Below are 15,740 nucleotides of genomic sequence, written 5' to 3' on the forward strand. Positions count from 1 at the left end.
CGTCGTAGAGATAGGTAGATTGTTGACAATGGTAACGCCCGCGTCGTACGACGTCCGCCGCCTCGCCAAGGCGCTCGAGTCGGAGGTTCGCGGGTCGGTCGGCGCCGATGCCCGCACCAGGGCCCTGTACGCGGCCGACGCGTCGAACTACCGCGACGTTCCCGACTTGGTCGTCGTCCCAGCCGATCGGGAAGACCTCGCGACGGCGGTGACCCTGACCGCCGCCGCGGGTGCGCCGGTGACCATGCGCGGCGGCGGCACGTCGATGGCAGGCAATGCGATCGGCGGCGTGGTGATCGACGCCTCGCGGCACGTCAACCGGATCCTTGCCATCGACGGCGATACCCGGACCGCGATCGTCGAGCCGGGCGTGGTGCTCACCGACCTGCTGGCCGCGGCCGCGCCGCTGGGGCTGGCGTTCGGCGCCGACCCGTCATCGGCCAGCCGCGCGACGCTCGGCGGGATGATCGCGAACAACGCGTGCGGCGCGCACTCCGTTGCCTGGGGCACCACTGCGGACAACGTCACCTCGCTCGACGTGCTGCTCGCCGACGGCACCAGGTGCACGGTGAATTCCGTCGGGAACCGCGAGGAACTCGCCAACGGGCCCGGCCGGGAGGGCGAATTGCACAGGCAGCTGCAGGCCTTCGTCGACCGGCACGAGTTGGCGATTCGGCGCCGGTTCGGCCAATTCACCCGGCAGATCTCGGGATACGCATTGCACCGGCTGCTGCCGGAGAACTCCTACGACGTCACAGGGCTGCTATGCGGGAGCGAAGGCGGTTTCGCGACGACGCTGCAGGCGACACTCTCCCTGACCCCGCTGCCCGCAGCCAAGGTGCTGTGCGTGCTCGGCTTCGGCGACTCGATCTCGTCGGCCGACTGCGTGCCCGTCGTACTGCGCCACGATCCGCTCACGATGGAGTCGATCAACGTCGATCTCGTCGACCGGCTTCCAGCCGAGGTGCGCGCCGCCGCGATCGAGGCGGGACTGCCGGCGGGCCGCGCGTGGCTGCTGGTGGAAATGGGTGGGGAAGACCAAGTTTCGGCCCGGGCGGCCGCCGAGAAGATGCTCGAGGAGCTCCGCGACTCCGGGTCGCCGGCCACCGCGTCGCTGGTCACCGACCTCGGGGCGCAGCGGGTGTTGTGGCGGTGCCGGACGGATGCGGCCGGCCTCGCCACCCGCCGGGCCGATGGCGCCGAAGCATGGGGCGGCTGGGAGGACGCCGCCGTTCCGCCTGCACGTCTTGGCGACTACCTGCGGGGGCTCGACGAACTGCTGGGCAGGCACGGATTCTCGGGGGCGTTCTACGGCCACTTCGGTGAGGGCTGCATGCATATGCGGATCGATTTCGACCTGCTCAGCCGGACCGGCCTCGCCATCTACCGCGAGTTCGTCGAGCAGGCAACGGATTTGGTGGTCTCACTCGGCGGCTCCGTCTCCGGCGAGCACGGCGACGGGCGCGCGCGCTCGGAGCTGCTCGGCCGCATGTACGGCGCGGACGGGGTTCGGCTGCTCACCGAGATGAAGGACATCTGGGATCCGGGCCGGGTGATGAATCCCCACGTCATCGTCGACCCGCCCGCGGTGGACGCCGGCATCCGGCATGACGGCCCTGCCAAGGACCGCAAGCCGCTGACGCTGTTCACCTACGCCGACGACAAGGACGATTTCGCCCAGGCACAGCGCCGGTGCGTCGGAATCGGCAAGTGCAGGCAGAACTCCGGTGGCGTGATGTGCCCGAGCTATCAGGTGACGCGCGAGGAGCTGCACTCGACGCGTGGGCGGGCGCACCTGCTCTGGGAGATGCTGCAGGGCGATCTGGTGACCGACGGCTGGCGGTCGACCGAAGTGCGGGACGCGCTCGACCTGTGCCTGTCCTGCAAGGGATGCCTGTCGGACTGCCCCGTCAACGTGGACATGGCGACCTACAAGGCCGAGTTCACCCACCATCACTACGCACGCCGGCCCTGGGCCCGCCCACTGTCGCACTGGTCGATGGGCTGGCTGCCGCTGTCATCGCGGATTGCCTCCCTGGCGCCACGACTGGTCAACCGGATGACGCGGCTCCCGCTCGCGAAGCGGTTGGGCGGGATCGCTCCCGAGCGAGAGATCCCCAGCTTCGCCGAGCAGACGTTCACCTCCTGGTTTGCCGGTCGCACCCACGACGCGGAAGGCGCGGCGGGCACCGTCCTGCTGTGGCCCGACACCTTCACCAACCACCTGGCACCCGAGGTCGGCATGGCGGCGGTCGAGGTGCTCGAAGCTGCGGGGTATCGGGTCGTGCTGCCGGAGAAGGCGGTGTGCTGCGGGCTGACGTGGATCTCCACCGGTCAGCTGAATCGGGCCAAGAAGGTGCTCGGGCGCTCATTGGCGACCTTGGCGCCGGCACTGAGCGCAGGAACGCCGATCGTCGGGCTGGAGCCGAGCTGCATTGCGGCACTACGGCACGACGCTCCGGCGCTGCTGCCGGACAATCCCCTCGCTGCCGCGGCCGCCGCCGCGACGCACACCTTCGCCGAGTTCCTGAACGGGTCGGGCTGGCAACCGCCCCATGTCGGTGGGGAGGCGCTGGTGCAGACCCATTGCCACCAGCACGCCGTCGTCGGCTTCGACGCCGACCGAGCGGTGATGGCAGGCGCCGGCATCAAGGCGACCGTGCCCGACTCCGGATGTTGCGGGCTTGCAGGCAATTTCGGCTTCGAACGCGGGCACTACGAGGTGTCGAAGGCCGCAGGGGAACGGGTCCTCTTGCCTGCCGTTCGGGACGCCGCCCCCACCACGGCGATCGTCGCCGACGGCTTCAGCTGCCGGACGCAGATCACCCACGGCACGTCTCGTCAGCCGGTGCACCTCGCCCAGCTGCTCGCCGGGGCGCTGCGCCGGGGCCGTGAAGTCAGCCAAGCAGACGAAGAGCCGTAAGGGCGTAGGCGCGGGCCGCAACGATCAGTTCCTCGATCGCGACCGATTCATCGGCGCGGTGGGCCTGGCTGGTGGCCGAGCCGGGTCCCAGCACGACCACCGGGATCCCGAGAGCGCGGGCCACGAATCCACCGTCGCAGGCGCCCGTCCAGCCGCCCGGCGGAAGGCGGGGTCCGCCCACGTCGGCCAGTGCGGCGTCGACGGTCTGGGCCAGCTCGGAGTCGGCGGGCGTCTGGAACGCAGGCATCTCCATCGCCATCGCGACGTCGACCGTCAGACCACGGTCGGCCAGCCGCAGCCCTTCGACACGTGCGCGAAGATCGTCGAGCACGGACTCGGGCGACTCGCCGGGCAGCAGCCTGCGGTCGGCGACCACCACACATTCCGCGGGCACGATGGAGCCGCCGGCACCGCCGTGGATCTGCCCGACGCTCCAGGTGGCGGGCCCCAGCAGCGGGTGGGGCCGCCGAGCGAGCTCGGCGTGCATCCGTTCGATCTCGGCGACCACCGCGGAGGCTCCGTAGATCGCGTTCGCGCCATCCGCGGGATTGCCTGCGTGACAGGCCTTTCCGTGCACTTCGATGCGCGTGTAGGACGCACCGCGGGCACCGATGATGGTCTGCATGTCGGTTGGCTCGGCGGTGATGCAGCCCAGGAAGGGCGGCTGCGTGGAATCGACGTAGGCGCGGATGCCCTTGCCGGTCTCCTCCTCGTCCACCAGGGCGGCCAGCTCGACCGGGCCGCTCAGGCCAACCCCGCGCAGGGCGGCCAGGGCGGCCAGAGATGCGGCGAGGCCGCCCTTCATGTCGGACGTTCCGCGGCCGTACATGCGGCCGTCGTGCACGGTGCCGCCGAACGGGTCCGTGGTCCAGCCATCGCCGACCGGGACGACGTCGGTGTGCCCGAGCAGCAGGACGCCGGGCCCGGCGCCGCCCTGCAGTGTGATGCGCAGGTTGTTGCGGTCAGGCTCGACCGGGATCTCGACTACGTCCAGCCCCAGCTCGGCGGCAGCCACGTGCAGCACCTTCACCGTGGCCGCCTCACCGCCTGGCGGATTCTGCCCGGTCGCCCTGACCAGTTCCGTGGTCAGGTCGACCAGCGTTGCTTCGTCGATCCTGTCCAGCACGTCCTGCTCTGCGGCTGAGACGCCCATCCACTCAGCCCTTCGCCAGCAGGTCGACCGCCCGTCGGAGACGGGTGACTCCTTCGTGGATCCGGTCCGGCGGGGTGGAGGCGAAGCAGAGACGCAGGGCGTCGGTGAACCGCCCGGACGGGGAGAACGCCGCGCCGGGGATGAATGCGACGCCCTCGGCCAATGCCCGGTCGAACAGTTCCGTCGCGTGGACGCCGTTGTCGAGCGTCACCCAGAGGAAGAATCCGCCCTCGGGGTCGGTCCATCGGGCGATGTCGCCGAAGTGCTCGTGCAGCGCCGCGTGCATCGCCTCCTTGCGCCGCTTGTATTCGGCCCGCTGGGTGATCAGGTGGTTCTCCAGGTGCCCGCCGGTGAGGAATCCGGTCAGCAGGCGCTGCGCCGGGAGGTTGGTGCACGTGTCCATCGCTTGCTTGGCGTTGATCAGCAACGGTTGCAGCTCGGGCGCGGTGTCCACCCACCCGACGCGCAGGCCAGGGGCGACGATCTTCGAGAACGTCCGCACCGAAAACACCAGGGGGTCACCGGCGCCGAGCTCGCGCAGCGTCGGCAGCGGTTCACCCGCGAATCGCAGCAGACCGTACGGGTCGTCGTCGATCACCATCGAGCCCCAGTCACGGGCAAGGTCGAGCAGCCGGTGCCTGCGTTCCAGTGAGAGCGTCACGCCGGACGGGTTCTGGAAGGTCGGAATCGTGTAGATGGCCTTGGGGATTCGGCCCGCCGCCGCGACCAGGTCCTCCAGCATGTCGACGTGCATGCCGTCGTCGTCGACCGGGACCTCCAGCAGGGTGGCGCCGTACGAGAGTGCAGTGGCGCTGCCGTTGGTGTAGGTCGGGGACTCGACCACGACGAGGTCGCCGGAGTCGACGAAGATCTTGAAGAACAGGTCGAGGCCCTGCATTCCGCCTGCGGTGATGGTCAGCCGCTCCTCGGTGGTCTCGTCGCTGGTGCCGCTCAACGTCTTTAGCAGGGCCGCGTGCAACGGCGGGTCGCCTTCGGTGGCGGCGTAGTCGTAGGCGTCGGGAGCGCTGAGCTCGATGGCCGCGATGCGAGCCAGGATCTCCGACGGCACCGCCTCGGCCGCCGGACTTCCCATCGCGAACCGGACGATGTCGTGGGTCTGCTTGTGGAGCAGCGACGTGCTCGAGTCGATGACCGACCCGACCAGGCCGGCAGCCCGCGCTGCGTACGGAAGGGTTGCCGATCTCACGTGCTACCTCCAAATCGCGAGTTCATGAGATACATCGGTCAGGCGTTCAACCCCGTTGGGGGCGACCACGATTGGCTCGGACAGTTCGTAGCCCCAGCCGTCCATCCACATCCCGAGGATGACGTGGAAGGTCATGCCCGCCGCCAACTCGGTGGTCTCCCCGCGCCGCAGGCTCACGGTCCGCTCGCCCCAGTCGGGTGGGTAACCGATGCCGATTGAGTACCCGATGCGCGAATCCTTGGTCATCCCGTGGGGCCGGATCACGTCGTCGAACGCCTGATGCACCACGTTGCCGGTGACGCCGGGGCGGATCGCCTCCAGCGTCGCGCTCATGGCCTCGGCGATGATCTTCGCCGTGTCGGCGAGCCGGGGTGGGGGGTCGCCAAGCATCACCGTCCTGGCCAGCGGCGCATGGTAGCGGCCGAACGTGCCTGCCAGCTCGATGGTGGTGGCTTCGCCGTCGCGGAACGGCTGGTCGGTCCAGGTGAGATGTGGTGTTCCTGCCGCTTCACCGGTCGGCAGCAGCGGCCATAGGGCGGGGTAGTCGCCGCCGTGTTCTGGGGTGCCGGTCACCTGCGCGGCGACGATCTCGGCGACGAGGTCACACTGCCTGCGACCCGGCCGGAGCCCGTCGCAGGCGATGCGCATGGCGCGCTCGGCGAATGTGCCTGCGATGCGCATCTGGCCAATCTCGTAGGGGGACTTGACCAACCGGACCCAATTCACCAGCTCGGCCGAGTCGACCAGCCGGTTCGTCGGCAGTCCGTTGTCGAGCGCGAGATAGCCGCGCGGCGAGAAGAAGTGCGCGTCGGCCTCGACGCCGACCCGTTCACCGGCGGGCACCAGCTCGCGGGCGGCGGTGGCGATCCAGTCGAAGGGGTGCACGTCCGGCCGGTGCACGAGCTCCTCGGGGTAGCCGTGGATCTGCTCGGCGGGCAGGTTGCAGGTGTAGCCGGCGCCTGCCGCGTCCTGTGCCCTGGAGAACAGGTGAAGGTCGCCTTCGGCGGGGATCAGGAGGCATTGCGGCGTGTAGAAGGACCAGGCGTTGTAACCGGTCAGATAGAAGAGGTTCGCCGGGTCGCACACCACCAGCGCGCCAAGGTCGCTTTGCGTCATGCGCTCGCGGACCCGACCCAGCCGCTGCGCGTACTCCGTGGTGTCTGCGGTCATCGTAGGGTCGACGGTCATCGTGGTGTTGACGGTCATCGTGGTGTTGACGGTCATCGCGCCAGCAGCCATTGACCGGGGCCGACGGCCTTGTGCCCAGCCATGGTCGATGCCGACCACATGGTCACCTGGTTGGCGGTCAGCACCGGCTTGCCGAGCTCCGCCTCCAGCGGGGCGATCAGGTCGTATGTCGGCAAGTTGGTGCAACTGATGAACACGGCTTCGGCGTCGGGGTGGTCGGTGTCGCGGACGAATTGGGCGGTGACGTCGTACGGCACCGTCCAGATCCGGGAGGTCAGCCCGAGCCCGGCCGTCGCGGCCACGTCGACGCCGGCCTCGGCGAGGTAACTGCTCAGCCCCGCGGTAAGGTCCGGCGTGTACGGCGTGACCGTGGCGATCCTGGTGATGTCGAGGTGCCGCAGCGCGGCGAGCAGGGCGCCACTGGTGGTCACGGCAGCGTGGGCGCCGGCCTCCGTCATCGCGGTCACCAGTGCAGACTCCCCTGCGAGGCCTCCGACGAAACTTCCCGATGTGCACGCGTAAGCGGTGACCTCCGGGGAGACGGCAAGGAGATCGGTCGCGCCCCGAGCGAGCAGCGCCGGGTCGGAGATGTGAATGGCCATCTCCATCGTCGCGGCCAGCGGGACGTAGGACATCCGGGTCACGTGCAGGGTGATGTCGGGCGACACCCAGCGCCACAGTTCCCGGTCGAGGGCGAAGTCGTACGGCACGACGACACCGATCCCGGTCTGCTCCAGCGGTGGGGACTGGTCCATGGCCCCAGTTTGGTGGGACACCGGGTCAATCGCAACTGATTGTTGACAATCGGACAGTTGCGTTCCTAGCCTCGAACGCGTGCCGACGCCCCGCGAATCAGCTGCGGCCACAGGTCGCACGGTCAACGATGGGCGCCCAGTCGTTGCGGTGCTCTGCGCACGGGCGGATGAGCGGCCGCCGGGTCTCGAGGGACTCGACGTGGAGTTTCGGTACTGCGCCGCCGACGGGCTGGCCGAGGCAGTTCGCGGCGCGCGCGCCATGTTGCTCTGGGACTTCTTCTCCACCGCAGTCAGCGACGTGTGGGCCGACGCGGGCACCGTCGAGTGGATCCACGTCACCGCCGCCGGTGTCGACACCCTGCTGTTCGACGAGCTGCGCGACTCCGACGTCGTGGTGACCAACGCGCACGGGGTCTTCGACCGGCCGATCGCGGAGTGCGTACTCGGGGCGGTGATCGCCCACGCCAAGGACAGCCGCCGCAGCCTCGACCTCCAACGGCGCCACGTTTGGCAACACCGCGAGACCCGCCAGATCACCGGCGCCAGGGCCCTCGTCGTCGGCACCGGTGGGATCGGCAGGGAGATCGCACGGCTGCTGCGCGCGGCAGGGATGGACGTCCGCGGCGCGGGTCGCAGGGCGCGCGCCGGCGACCCCGACTTCGGCGAAGTCGTTGCTAGCGGCGACCTTTCGGCCGAGGTCGGCTGGTGCGACCACCTCATCCTGGCCGCACCGCTGACCGACGCGACCCGCGGCCTGGTTGATGCGGCGGTGTTGGGCGCGATGAAACCCGACGCACACCTGGTCAACGTCGCCCGCGGCCCGCTCGTCGACGAGTCCGCCCTGCTCGCCGCGCTGAGCGAAGGCCGGATCGGCGGTGCCACGCTCGACGTGTTCACCGTCGAACCGCTGCCCGCCGAGCACCCGCTGTGGGACGCGCCGAACGTGACGATCACCGCCCACATGTCCGGGGACGTCGTCGGCTGGCGGGACACCCTGGCCGTGCAGTACGGGGAGAACGTCCGGCGTTGGCTGGGCGGCGAACCGTTGCTCAACGTGGTGGACAAGAAGCTCGGCTACCTTCCCGGAGCCGGGCTGCCGGCGACATCCAGCCCAGGAGGTCGTCCATGATCCCGTCGGCGATGGACCTCGTCGAGGCGTACCGGCGCAGGGCGCTCTCGCCGGTCGAGGCCACCCAGGCCGCCCTGGATGCGATCGACCGGTACGACGACCAGGTGAACGCCTTCGTTCTGGTGGACGCCGAGGGCGCACTCGCTGCGGCGAAGGAGTCCGAGATCCGTTGGCACGCAGGCGAACCACTGGGCCCCGGTGACGGCGTCCCGACGTCGATCAAGGACGCGCTCTGGACGCGTGGCTGGCCGACCCTGCGCGGCAGCACGCTGATCGACGAGGCCGGCCCGTGGGAGGAAGACGCGCCGAGCGTCGCGAGACTGCGGGAGACGGGTGCGGTCATCCTCGGCAAGACCACCACCCCGGAGTACTCGTGGAAGGGCGTGACCGATTCGTTCCGGCACGGTGTGACGCGCAACCCCTGGAATCCCGGGACGACGTCGGGCGGGTCGAGTGGCGGCAGCGCAGCCGCCGTCACCCTCGGCATGGGCGCGTGGTCGGTCGGTACGGACGGCGGCGGTTCGGTCCGGATTCCGGCGGGGTTCACCGGCACGGTCGCGCTGAAGCCGACCTACGGATTGGTCGCGCACTATCCGGCGAGTGCGTTCGGCAGCTTGTCCCACGTCGGGCCGATGACGAGGTCGGTGCGGGACTGCGCCGCGTTGCTGGACGTGATCAGCGGCTTCGACGCCCGTGACTGCACGGCCATGCCGACGCCGATGACGTCCTTCCTGGACGGGCTGGACGACGGGGTCGCTGGCCTACGGGTCGCGTTCTCGCCCAACCTCGGGTTCGTGCGCAACGACCGAGAGGTGGATGCAGCGGTACGCGCCGCGGTTGACGTAATCGCCAGTGCTGGAGCCGAAGTCGTCGAGATCGACCCGGGATTCGCGGATCCCGTTGAGGCGTTTCACGTGCTGTGGTTCTCCGGGGAGGCGCACGTGTTGCGGGGCTACGGCGATGCCGTCGACGACCGAGTCGACGCCGGACTGCGGAGGACCGCGGCGGTCGGGGCGGCATACTCGGCGGCGGACTATCTCGATGCGACGGCCGTGCGGATGGACCTCGGCGTGCTGATGGGCAAGTTCCACCGGACCTACGACGTGCTGCTCACTCCGACGCTTCCGCTGCCCGCCTTCCCCGCCGGGCAGGACGCGCCGGACGGTTGGCACTCGCAGGACTGGACGAGCTGGACGCCGTACACCTACCCGTTCAACCTGACCCAGCAGCCCGCGCTCACCGTGCCGTGCGGATTCACTGCAGCCGGACTGCCGGTCGGCCTGCAGGTGGTCGGTCCGCGGCACGCCGACGCGCTGGTCCTGCGGGTCGGCCAGGCGTATCAGTCCGCCACCGACTGGCATGTGAGAAATCCGGCACTTCTGACCGAGGAGATTCGATGAGCAGGTTCATCACGGTGTCATTGGACAAGCGCGGGGTGAGCTGCGTTGCCCGGCTGCTCGACGACGCGGCACCCCGGACCTGCGCGGCGGTCTGGGATGCGTTGCCGTTGTGGGCCCAGGTGTACCACGGCAAGTATGCGCGCAACGAGATCTACACTCTGTTACCGGTTTTCGCGCCGGCCGACCCGGGCAAGGAGAACATCACGGTGACCCCGATCCCTGGTGACCTGTGCTGGTTCTCCTTCGACTCCGACGACCTCGGCAACCCGGCATACGGGTACGAGAACGCCACGGGCACCGGCACCACCGGCGCGATCGTCGACCTGGCCCTGTTCTACGGACGGAACAACCTGCTGATCAACGGTGACCAGGGTTGGGTGCCCGGCAACGTCTTCGGCGCCATCGTCGAGGGACTGGACGAGATGACCGTGGCATGCCAGGACCTCTGGATGGGTGGCGTGCGCGGCGAGACCCTGAGCTTCAGCCGCCGGGACTGACCTCAGTTTGCCGCCTTGAACGTCTCGACCCCTGCTGGGCATGACGCACAGCCTCTGCCCAGCCATCGTCGTCCTTCTGAGGGCTTACAGCGTGCGATACAACGCCGAATGAGTTGGAGCACCGCCCGGGTGGCGACAACTTCCATCGAACGCGAATCATTGGCCAATTAGCGCAGATCGGCCCCGGATCGGAGGAACGCCGCCGAGGTTCGGCTTAGCCTGGCCCCATGGGACTGCAAGATCGAATTCTCGTATGTCCACGGTCGGCGCGCGATGGCGGTGCGGTCAGTGCGACTCCTTGTCGGCATGTGGAAGCGCCGCTCGCGCACTGTCATCGAGGCATGCGCCCGGACACGCTGTCCCGGCGCTGGGGGTGAAGAAGCATGTCCGGATTCAAAGTCGGTCTGGCAAGCGAGATTCTGAATGCTCGCCATTCCCCGACCGCCCTGCTGCGAGCAAATTACCTGACCGCGGTCGCGAGCCGCATCGACTCATTGTGGGTGCCCGACCATCTGAACTCCTTGTTGCCGCGAGCGATCGCCACACCGCAGTACCTCGGGACAGCCAAGCTGACACCGAAGATCGATGCCTACCTGGAACCGTGGACGATGCTGGGGCACCTTGCCGCGCGGAATCGGGTGGGGCGGTTGCGGCTTGGTATTAGTGTCACCGATGCTGGTCGGCGTAATCCCGCGGTCACCGCGCAGGCCGCCGCGACACTGCATCTGCTGACCCATGGCCGGGCGATCCTGGGCATTGGGGTCGGGGAACGCGAAGGCAACCAACCCTATGGGGTGGACTGGAACAAACCGGTAGCGCGGTTCGAGGAAGCGATCGCCACCATCCGTGCGCTGTGGGACTCAGGCGGCGAAACTCGTCACGCGTGACTCTCCGTATTTCCCGCTGCACAACGCCGCGTTCGACCTGCCGCCCTATCGTGGGAAGTGGCCGGAAATCTGGATCGCCGCCCACGGTCCGCGGATGCTGCGGGCCACCGGACGCTACACCGCGCAAGTTCCGATGTCACTGATGAAAGAAGTCGTCTTGGCCGGCACACCCGACGACGTCATCGACCAAGCAGCACAATGGCGCGACCACGGACTGCGCTATGCCGTCGTTCTCAACCTCAGCACCTTACAACCGAGCCTGCGCAGAGGGTTAGCGGCGAGCATCCCGTTGGCCACGATCCTTCGCGGGCTCAAGAAGCTGCGAGCCACTGCGACATGCCGAGCTGGAAGCGGGCAATGATCGGAAAGCTTCGCGTATGAACAGTTTAACTGCCAGTCGCCGGCTCATCGGGTCACCTTTCGAGGCGCCTGCCACCCTGCGCCGATCAGGCGGACAGCGACCGTGATCTCGGCGAGGAATACACCGCGAGGTTCGGAGTCGTCCAGAAGGTTGCCGACGGCGCGAACAAACTGGGAGCCGGCGAATCTACCGAAGCACCCGTCGACCCCACCAACCAAATCGACCGAGCACCGATCGCCTATTTGTAGGCGATGCCTGCGCTGGTAAGACCGGTCAGCGGCAGGATCTCGATGTCGCCGAACCCGGCTTCTCGACACCACCCGGCGAAATCGCTGCCGGTGAAATCAAACGCGTCCCCGAAGGTAAGCAACATGTTCAGCGACATCATCAGCCCGAACACGTTGTCGCGCCGAGCGTCGTCGATGAGGTGCTCGACGACAATGAACGCCCCTCCGAAGGGCAGGGCATCGTAGGCCGCGCTGATCAGCTGTCTTTTTCGATCGAGATTCCAGTCGTGAAGAATGTGGCCCATGGTGATGACGTCGGCTTCCGGAAGCTCACCGGTGAAGAAGTCGCCCGAGGCGACGGTGATGCGGTCACTTAGCCCGGCCGCGGCGATCGACCTCTCGGCGATCGGCGCCACCACCGGCTGGTCGTAGGTCGTGCAGCGCAGATGGGTGTAGCGCCCGGCAAGGGTCGTACAGAGTCGGCCCGTGGCCCCGCCCACGTCGCAGACGGTCCCGTAACGACCGAAGTCGAACCGCTCCGCGAGGGCGTGGGCGTCGCCCAGCGATAAGCCCGACATCGCCTGCATGAACTGCTCAAGCTTCGCCGGGTCGCTGTAGATCTCCTCGAAGAACGGCTTGAGCTTGACTTCGCTTTGGGGCTCGCCGGTCTTGAGTGCCTCAGTCAGTTCACCCCAGACCCTGTAGAGCCGGGTGTTGCACATCTCGAGGAATCCCCCCACATAGGTGGGGCTTTGCTTGTCGAGGAACGCCGCCGTCTCGGCGCTGTTGCGATAGCGGCCGTTGGTCCCCTCCCCTTCGCGCTCGAGGAAGCCCAAGGCGACCAGGGCGTCAAGGAAGTCGTATATGGCGCGCGGGTGCAGCGCGAGCCGCGCACCGACTTCCTCACCAGAGATCGACTCGGCGCCCAAATGGCTGAACAGGTCGAGCTCGACGGCCGAGAGCAGTGTCTTCGACGGCCAAAACCCTGTGCCGACTTCCATGATGTGTGACGGATCCAGCCCAGCGGTCGACAGGAGTGGTGTGCTATCCCGCATCGGTCTCATACCGACGAGGCTAAGCAAATCATCGGCGGCGTTCCCCCGACGGCTCATCAATTCGCGTTATTTGGCTAACGATTCGCGCTCCTCGGAGGATGTGGGACCGATTGAAGTTGCGCCGGTGGAGTTCGTTCTGCTGGCGGCGCTGCCTCTGGTGCTCGACTCACCTCTGGTGACATCTCCGGCGCCCGTGGGCAGCCGATCTCAATCGCTTCCTCTGTGGCTTCTCAAGTTCCCTGTCCACGGTCGGCTTCGTCGTCGACGACGTTGCCGTTCAACGATGTATCGCCGATGGCGTCGGTATCCGGTGTGGTCATCGACACTGCCCTCATGGTGTTCCGGGTGGGACGAGCATCGACTGCCAGGTCTTGTTCTGGTTCGCGCCTTCTATCAAGTCCGTCTGGGTGTAGACGTGACCGTCGGGTCCGACGTAGCTACCAGTTGCGGGGTCGTACTCGGCGACGGCGATTGGCGGTGGCGCGGCCGCTGGGGGTGATGGCACTGCGGCCGGGGCTGGCACAGGGGCAGAGGCTGGGTAACCCGGTGGTGGGACGATGCCCTTGGGGAACTGCGGGACGCTCTGGCCCGACAGGGTGGCGTTGGGATCGCCTTTCCAGTTGTAGCCGTCGTTGAGCGGTACGTAGGGCTCGTCGCTTTCACACAACTCGACCGAGGCTGCCCGTTTACCGGGCCGCGTTTCGCACGGATAGTTGCGGGCCCCACGGACATTGAGCGCCGAGTCTTGCGGGACACGGCAGTACAGCAGTCCCGCCGGGCGATCGGGGTAGTCCTGCATGCTCATCGAACGTTGCTGTTGCGGCGGCAGGAAACCGGTCGAGCATGTCGGAGGCACGTTGATGTTGAGGTTGAAGCTCAAATAGGCACCGTTGTACGGCCCACGGACACCTGCGTTGGCCACTCCCGCGCCGGAGGTGATCGCGGTTCCCTGTGGCAGCAGCACCAGGATCTGTTCCAGGTTGTCGCGATAGGTGACCGCGACGGAGCCCACGTTGACCAGATTGGCCAGAATGATTGGCAGGGTGGGTTGTATCCGATCGAGCAGGGCCCGCGCCTGATCGGCCGCGCCGCCGCCCTTCTGCAAGATCCCCTGCACAGCGGGGTCGCTGTCACGTATCTGCGAGGTCACGTTCGCCAAATGCGCCGCCCATGCCTTGACTGAATCGGCAGTGTCGGTTTGGGTATCCAGAATCGGGCCGACATTGTCAACTACGTTGGTCAGGTCGGTGAGGTGGTTTCGAGCGTCGGTGGCCAGCGCTGTCGAGCCCTTCACCAGCCGAGCGATCTCCGGGCCGAGGCCACCCACTGCGGCGTAGGCTTCGTCGACCGTAGTTTTGAGGTTGTCGCCGGGAATTGCTTGCAGCCCACGGTTTGTGGCGTCGAGCAGCGAGTTGATATCCGGGGGGACACGGGCGTCGCCGAGCGGGATGACGCTCCCGTCCTTGAGCGGCGGCGCGGTGCCGTTGCGCGGTAGAAGCGCCAGATACTGTTCACCGACCGCAGTCTGAGAATGCACCTCGGCTTTCAGGTCGGACGGAATCTTGATATCGGAGCGTAGCGACAGCTCGGCGTCGACAACTCCCGAGTCAGTCAGCCGAACCGTCTCGACCTGTCCCACTTCGGTTCCGTAGTAGGTGACGTTGGCCCGCTCGTAGAGTCCGCCGGTTTCAGGCAGCTGCACCGTCACCGTGTAGTGCCCGATACCGAAGAGCAGGTTGGGCAGCCGCATATAGCCGATCGCCATCACCACGAAGGCGGTTAGTGCTATCGCGATGAAGACTGCGAGTTGAATGCGGATCCGGCGGGGCAGATGCATCGTTAGGGCCCCTGGTCTGTGCGGTAGGGCGCGACGAGCGGATTGCCCGCTGTATACGGGCTCGGCATTTGACCGATCGTGCGACCCCATTGCAGCTCGAGTTTGGTCAGGTCACCCTCGAAACGGGTGCCGGTGAGGAAGGACGCGTCAAGTCGGCTCAACGTCAAATCGATGACTGCCGTGAGGTTCCCGTAATCACCGCGCAGCCAATTTCGCAAAGCCGGCTTGGGGAATGGGTAGGTAGAAAAGTAGTCCAGCGAGCGGGTCAGTGCCGGACCGCTGTCGGCCAGGGACTGCAGCACCGGCCCCAGGTCATGGAGTTCCTTGATGAGATTTTCCTTGGTTTGGTTGGACGAGTCGGCGGCCAGCGCGCTGAACTTGCCAAGTTCCGTGAGCGCATCGGCAAGGTTGGCCCGCTGGTCTTTGAGAACCCCCAAGGCTTTTGGCACGGTCGCGAGCGCTTTGTCGACCACCGGTCTCTGCGCGGCTACTTGTCCGGCCAGATTGTTCAAACTATCTGTGGCGGCGATGATGTCGCCGCTTTGATCGTTGACATAGGTGACGAACGTGTCCAGTTGCGCGATCAGGCTGCGTAGGTCGTTCTCGCGACCGGCGAACGCGCTGGACAGCGTTTGGGTGATCTCCTGGATCTGGCCGATTCCGCCTCCGTTCAGCAACGTCGATAACGCCGCAAGGGTTTTCTCGGTGTTGGGATAGGCCGAACTGGACGATAACGGGATTAGCGAGCCATCGTGCAATCTCCCCTCGGGAGGAACGCTTTGCGGTGGAGCGAGCTCGACATGCAGTGATCCCAGCAGGCTCGTTTGTCCGATCTTGGCGCTAGCGTTCGCGGGCAGGTCCACGTCACCGTTGATCGTCATGGTCAGCAATGCATGCCAGCCTTGGCGTTCAATTTTGGTGACTTTGCCAACGGTCACGTCACCGACGCGCACCCGAGAGTTACGGTCGATGTTGTCCACGTCGGGCAACTGAGCTTGGATGGTGTACGAGCCGGACCCTCCGCCTTCGGTGCCGGGCAGCGGCAGCGAGTTGGCACCGCGCCAATCGCAGCCGACTAGGCCAAAAAGAGTCAATACGAAAAGGATTCCGGCGGCCTGCAT

The 15,740-nt window shown here is 67.1% G+C and carries 11 protein-coding genes and 1 pseudogene; 5 read left to right on the forward strand and 7 right to left on the reverse strand.

Going from position 1 to position 15,740, the window contains the following annotated elements; translation table 11 throughout:
* Nucleotides 1–28: 28 nt before the first annotated feature.
* On the forward strand, nt 29–2,923 hold the full coding sequence (locus HNP02_RS13840; RefSeq protein ID WP_184439269.1) for an FAD-binding and (Fe-S)-binding domain-containing protein: 2,895 nt from the start codon (nt 29–31) through the stop codon (nt 2,921–2,923).
* Here HNP02_RS13840 and HNP02_RS13845 read toward each other — a convergent pair.
* From HNP02_RS13845 to HNP02_RS13860, 4 genes are read right to left on the reverse strand one after another with little or no spacing between them, the layout of a single operon-like run.
* Nucleotides 2,898–4,076, reverse strand: coding sequence for a M20 family metallopeptidase (locus HNP02_RS13845; RefSeq protein ID WP_184439271.1), 1,179 nt, complete (start codon nt 4,074–4,076; stop codon nt 2,898–2,900). The genes HNP02_RS13840 and HNP02_RS13845 overlap by 26 nt on opposite strands.
* Nucleotides 4,077–4,080: 4 nt before the next feature.
* The gene (locus tag HNP02_RS13850; protein WP_184439273.1) at nt 4,081–5,283 is read right to left on the reverse strand and encodes a PLP-dependent aminotransferase family protein; all 1,203 of its coding nucleotides are present in this window, start codon (nt 5,281–5,283) and stop codon (nt 4,081–4,083) included.
* 3 nt (nt 5,284–5,286) lie between these two features.
* The gene (locus tag HNP02_RS13855) at nt 5,287–6,507 is read right to left on the reverse strand and encodes a M24 family metallopeptidase (RefSeq protein WP_255506504.1); all 1,221 of its coding nucleotides are present in this window, start codon (nt 6,505–6,507) and stop codon (nt 5,287–5,289) included.
* Nucleotides 6,504–7,226: an Asp/Glu racemase gene (locus HNP02_RS13860; protein WP_255506505.1), complete on the reverse strand. Its 723-nt coding sequence runs from the start codon at nt 7,224–7,226 to the stop codon at nt 6,504–6,506. The genes HNP02_RS13855 and HNP02_RS13860 overlap by 4 nt, the downstream gene beginning before the upstream one ends.
* A gap of 79 nt (nt 7,227–7,305) precedes the next feature.
* Here HNP02_RS13860 and HNP02_RS13865 point away from each other — a divergent pair, with 79 nt between their 5' ends.
* From HNP02_RS13865 to HNP02_RS13880, 4 genes and pseudogenes are all read left to right on the forward strand, one after another.
* A complete protein-coding gene (locus HNP02_RS13865) occupies nt 7,306–8,355 on the forward strand; it encodes a D-2-hydroxyacid dehydrogenase (RefSeq protein ID WP_184439275.1) in 1,050 nt (349 codons plus the stop codon).
* The gene (locus tag HNP02_RS13870; protein ID WP_184439277.1) at nt 8,352–9,755 is read left to right on the forward strand and encodes an amidase; all 1,404 of its coding nucleotides are present in this window, start codon (nt 8,352–8,354) and stop codon (nt 9,753–9,755) included. The genes HNP02_RS13865 and HNP02_RS13870 overlap by 4 nt, the downstream gene beginning before the upstream one ends.
* On the forward strand, nt 9,752–10,252 hold the full coding sequence (locus HNP02_RS13875; RefSeq protein ID WP_184439279.1) for a DUF3830 family protein: 501 nt from the start codon (nt 9,752–9,754) through the stop codon (nt 10,250–10,252). Before HNP02_RS13870 ends, HNP02_RS13875 begins: the two co-directional genes overlap by 4 nt.
* Before the next feature lie 383 nt (nt 10,253–10,635).
* Nucleotides 10,636–11,500 (forward strand): annotated as a pseudogene (locus HNP02_RS13880) (LLM class flavin-dependent oxidoreductase).
* Between the two features lie 238 nt (nt 11,501–11,738).
* Here HNP02_RS13880 and HNP02_RS13885 read toward each other — a convergent pair.
* From HNP02_RS13885 to HNP02_RS13895, 3 genes are all read right to left on the reverse strand, one after another.
* A complete protein-coding gene (locus tag HNP02_RS13885; RefSeq protein ID WP_184439855.1) occupies nt 11,739–12,782 on the reverse strand; it encodes a methyltransferase in 1,044 nt (347 codons plus the stop codon).
* A 331-nt stretch (nt 12,783–13,113) separates the two neighbouring features.
* Nucleotides 13,114–14,619 (reverse strand): MCE family protein, encoded by a 1,506-nt coding sequence (locus HNP02_RS13890; protein ID WP_184439281.1) that lies wholly within the window; start codon nt 14,617–14,619, stop codon nt 13,114–13,116.
* Between the two features lie 2 nt (nt 14,620–14,621).
* Nucleotides 14,622–15,740: a virulence factor Mce family protein gene (locus HNP02_RS13895; protein ID WP_184439857.1), complete on the reverse strand. Its 1,119-nt coding sequence runs from the start codon at nt 15,738–15,740 to the stop codon at nt 14,622–14,624.

It is taken from the genome of Mycobacterium sp. AZCC_0083 (genome assembly GCF_014202335.1).
GTDB lineage: Bacteria > Actinomycetota > Actinomycetes > Mycobacteriales > Mycobacteriaceae > Mycobacterium.